Genomic DNA, 4084 nt, shown 5'->3' on the forward strand with positions numbered 1-4084 from the left:
GCCTTGATGCCCTGGATGTGGTCCAGGAACTTGTGGGACTTGCGGCTGACGCCGCCGCCGATGACGAACAGCTCGGGCGAGAACAGCATCTCCACGTGGGCCAGGTACTTCTGCACCCGGTGCGCCCAGTCCTCCCACGACAGGTCGTGGTCCTCCCTGGCCTTGCTGGAGGCCCGCTTCTCCGCGTCGTGGCCGTGCAGCTCCAGATGGCCCAGCTCGGTGTTGGGGACGAGGACGCCGTCCACGAACAGGGCGCTGCCGATGCCGGTGCCGAAGGTCAGCAGGATCACCGTGCCCCGGTGGTGGCGTCCGGCGCCGAAGTGCATCTCGGCGACGCCGGCCGCGTCCGCGTCGTTGACCACCGTCACCGGCAGGCCGCCCAGGCGGTCACCGAGCAGCACGCGCGCGTCGGTGTCGATCCAGCTCTTGTCGACGTTGGCCGCCGTACGGATCGTGGTGCCGCCGGTGACGACACCCGGGAAGGTGACCCCGACCGGTCCGGTCCAGCCGAAGTGGTCGACGACCTGCTTCACGCCGTCGGCCACCGCGTCCGGTGTGGCCGGGTGCGGGGTGAGGACCTTGCAGCGCTCCTGCGCCAGGTCCCCCTTGTCCAGGTCGACCGGGGCACCCTTGATCCCGGAACCGCCGATGTCCACGCCGAAGATCTGCATGGCCCTACGTTACGACGTACGACGGACCGTCACATCAGCCGCCTCCGCGATCTTCACGACCGCTCCGCCGTCACCGCGCGGAATCCGCCCCGGAGCCGCCGCGCCCGGCCACCAGGGCCGCCGCCTCCTCGCGCAGGTCGCGGCGGAGCTCCTTCGGCAGGGAGAAGACGATGGACTCCTCGGCCGCCTTGACGATCTCGACGTCCTCGAAGCCGCGTCCCGACAGCCATTCCAGCACCTGCTCGACGAGGATCTCCGGCACCGAGGCGCCCGAGGTGACGCCGACCGTGGTCACGCCCTCCAGCCAGGCCTCGTCGATCTCGTCGGCGAAGTCCACCAGGTACGCCGCGCGGGCGCCTGCCAGCTTGGCGACCTCCACCAGGCGCTTGGAGTTGGAGGAGTTGCGCGAGCCGACCACGATCACCAGGTCCGCCTCGGCACCCATCTGCTTGACCGCGAGCTGGCGGTTCTGCGTGGCGTAGCAGATGTCGTCGCTGGGCGGGGAGATCAGCTGGGGGAACTTCTCCTTGAGGGCGTCGACGGTCTCCATGGTCTCGTCGACGGAGAGGGTGGTCTGGGAGAGCCAGACGACCTTGGAGGGGTCGCGGACCTCGACCTTCGCGACGTCGCCCGGCCCGTCGACGAGCTGGATGTGGTCGGGGGCCTCGCCGGAGGTGCCGATGACCTCCTCGTGGCCCTCGTGGCCGATCAGGAGGATGTCGTAGTCGTCGTTCGCGAAGCGGACGGCTTCCTTGTGGACCTTGGTGACCAGCGGGCAGGTGGCGTCGATGGTGGCGAGCCGGCCGCGCTCGGCCTCCTCGTGGACGACGGGGGCGACGCCGTGCGCGGAGAACATCACGATGCTGCCCGGGGGCACCTCCTCCGTCCGTTCGACGAAGATCGCGCCCTTCTTCTCCAGGGTCTGCACGACGTACTTGTTGTGCACGATCTCGTGCCGGACGTAGACGGGGGCCCCGTACTGCTCCAGGGCCTTCTCGACGGCGATCACGGCGCGGTCCACCCCCGCGCAGTAGCCACGGGGGGCGGCGAGCAGGACACGGCGGCCAGGCGAAGCGGTCATGCGTCCCATCGTAAGGCCGCGCTCGGGGGCGCGGTCACGGTGCGTTGTCGGTGGGGCGCACTACTCTCGCGGACATGGCTCTCAACACGTCTGCGGAAGCGCCGCTGCCCGTCGGTGAGGTGTCGCGGCTGATCGGAGGGTGGATCGACCGGCTCGGCGCTGTGTGGGTCGAGGGGCAGATCACCCAGCTGTCGCGGCGGCCGGGCGCCGGGGTGGTGTTCCTGACGCTGCGCGACCCGTCGTACGACGTCTCGGTGGGTGTGACCTGCTACCGGCAGGTGTTCGACGCCGTCGCGGACGTGGTGAGCGAGGGCGCGCGGGTGGTGGTGCACTGCAAGCCGGAGTGGTACGCGCCGCGCGGGCAGCTGTCGCTCAGGGCCGCCGAGATCAAACCGGTGGGGGTCGGGGAGCTGCTGGCGCGTCTCGAGCAGTTGAAGAAGTCGCTCGCGCGGGAGGGGCTGTTCGCGCCGGAGCGGAAGAAGCCGCTGCCGTTCCTGCCGCGACTGATCGGGCTGGTCTGCGGGCGCGCCTCGGCGGCCGAGCGGGACGTGCTGGAGAACGCGCGGCTGCGGTGGCCGGCCGTCCGTTTCGAGGTGCGCAATGTGCCCGTGCAGGGGGTGCACGCGGTGCCGCAGGTCGTCCAGGCCGTGAAGGAGCTGGACGCGGTCGACGACGTGGACGTGATCATCGTGGCGCGGGGCGGCGGCAGCGTGGAGGACCTGCTGCCGTTCTCCGACGAGCAGCTGGTGCGGGCGGTGGCGGCGTGCCGTACGCCGGTCGTCTCCGCGATCGGGCACGAGCCGGACAACCCGCTGCTCGACCACGTGGCCGACCTGCGCGCCTCCACGCCGACCGACGCCGCAAAGAAGGTGGTGCCGGACGTGGGCGAGGAGTACGAGCGGGTACGGATGCTGCGCGACCGCGCGCAGCGCTCGGTCCGGGCGCTGCTGGACCGGGAGGAGCGCGGGCTGGCGCACGCGCTGGCCCGCCCCTCGCTGCAGGATCCGCACCGGATGGTCGAGGCGCGCGCGGAGGAGGTCACGGCGCTGCTGGAGCGGAGCCGGCGCAGTCTGCGGTACCGGCTGGACCGGGCCGACTCCGAGCTGACGCACACGCACGCGCGCGTGGTGGCCCTGTCCCCCGCCGCGACGCTGAAGCGCGGGTACGCCGTGCTCCAGCGGGCGGACGGGCACGCGGTGCGGGATCCGGCCGAGGTGGAGGCCGGTGAGACCTTGCGGGCGCGGGTGTCCGAGGGTGAGTTCACGGTTCGAGTCGATACACAGAGGGTGGACGGATGACCGGCAAGAAGGAGCAGACGGCGGCGGCGACGGCCGAGGCGCTCGGGTACGAGCAGGCGCGCGACGAGCTGATCGAGGTCGTACGACGGCTGGAGGCGGGCGGTACGACGCTGGAGGAGTCCCTCGCGCTCTGGGAGCGGGGCGAGGAGCTGGCCGGGGTGTGCCGGCGCCGGCTGGAGGGGGCGCGGGCCCGGCTGGACGCGGCGCTCGCGGAGGGGGAGCAGGAGGAGGGCGGGGCGGAGGGCTCCGGGGAGGTCTGAACTGTGAAGTGGATCACCGGGCTCCGGATTTAGTTGAGCGTTGAACTTCATAGGCGTACCGTCGGACCCGTCAACCGGTCCGTGGTCCCTGCACGGACATCCGTGTTCCCTACACGGACAGACGGGCCGACGTCCCCCCGAGAAGGTTCACGCATGTCTCTCGCCCTTGACCCCGCCGCCCAGGACCTGCTGTTCCGCGAGGCGCGCACCGCCAACACGTTCACCGACGAACCGGTGACCGACGAGCAGGTGCGGGCGATCTACGACCTGGTCAAGTACGGCCCCACCGCCTTCAACCAGAGCCCCCTGCGCGTCACCCTGGTCCGCTCCCCCGAGGCCCGCGAGCGCCTGGTCGCGCACATGGCCGAGGGCAACCGGCCCAAGACGGCCTCCGCCCCGCTGGTCGCGATCCTCTCCGCGGACAACGAGTTCCACGAGGAGCTGCCGCAGCTCCTCCCGCACTTCCCGCAGGCCAAGGACGCCTTCTTCAGCGAGCGCCCGGTGCGCGAGGGCGCCGCCGCGGTGAACGCCGCCCTCCAGGCCGCCTACTTCATCGTCGGCGTGCGCGCCGCGGGCCTGGCCGCCGGCCCGATGACCGGCTTCGACTTCGAGGGCGTCCGCAAGGAGTTCCTCGACGACGACCACACCCCGCTGATGATCGTCAACATCGGCCGCCCCGGGCCGGACGCGTGGTTCCCGCGCTCCCCGCGCCTGGAGTACGAGCAGGTCGTCACCACCGTCTGAGCACCGGTACGGCACATGTGGGGCGGGGCC

5 protein-coding genes are annotated in these 4084 nt (G+C 71.5%); 3 read left to right on the top strand and 2 right to left on the bottom strand.

Going from position 1 to position 4084, the window contains the following annotated elements:
* Window positions 1-671: polyphosphate--glucose phosphotransferase (ppgK, locus tag B7767_RS33335; protein WP_085575377.1), on the bottom strand; the 671-nt coding region annotated here is incomplete at its 3' end.
* A 70-nt stretch (window positions 672-741) separates the two neighbouring features.
* Window positions 742-1761: a 4-hydroxy-3-methylbut-2-enyl diphosphate reductase gene (locus tag B7767_RS33340; RefSeq protein WP_085575366.1), complete on the bottom strand. Its 1020-nt coding sequence runs from the start codon at window positions 1759-1761 to the stop codon at window positions 742-744.
* 65 nt (window positions 1762-1826) lie between these two features.
* Between B7767_RS33340 and xseA the strand changes: the two genes are divergently transcribed.
* From xseA to B7767_RS33355, 3 genes are all read left to right on the top strand, one after another.
* Window positions 1827-3050 (top strand): exodeoxyribonuclease VII large subunit, encoded by a 1224-nt coding sequence (xseA, locus tag B7767_RS33345; protein ID WP_085575367.1) that lies wholly within the window; start codon window positions 1827-1829, stop codon window positions 3048-3050.
* Window positions 3047-3310, top strand: a complete 264-nt coding sequence (locus tag B7767_RS33350) for an exodeoxyribonuclease VII small subunit (RefSeq protein WP_085575368.1) — start codon at window positions 3047-3049, stop codon at window positions 3308-3310. Before xseA ends, B7767_RS33350 begins: the two co-directional genes overlap by 4 nt.
* 153 nt (window positions 3311-3463) lie before the next feature.
* Window positions 3464-4054 (top strand): malonic semialdehyde reductase, encoded by a 591-nt coding sequence (locus B7767_RS33355; protein ID WP_085575369.1) that lies wholly within the window; start codon window positions 3464-3466, stop codon window positions 4052-4054.
* The last annotated feature ends 30 nt before the right edge of the window (window positions 4055-4084 follow it).

Source organism: Streptomyces sp. 13-12-16, from assembly GCF_002114215.1.
In the GTDB taxonomy this organism is placed as follows: Bacteria; Actinomycetota; Actinomycetes; order Streptomycetales; family Streptomycetaceae; genus Streptomyces.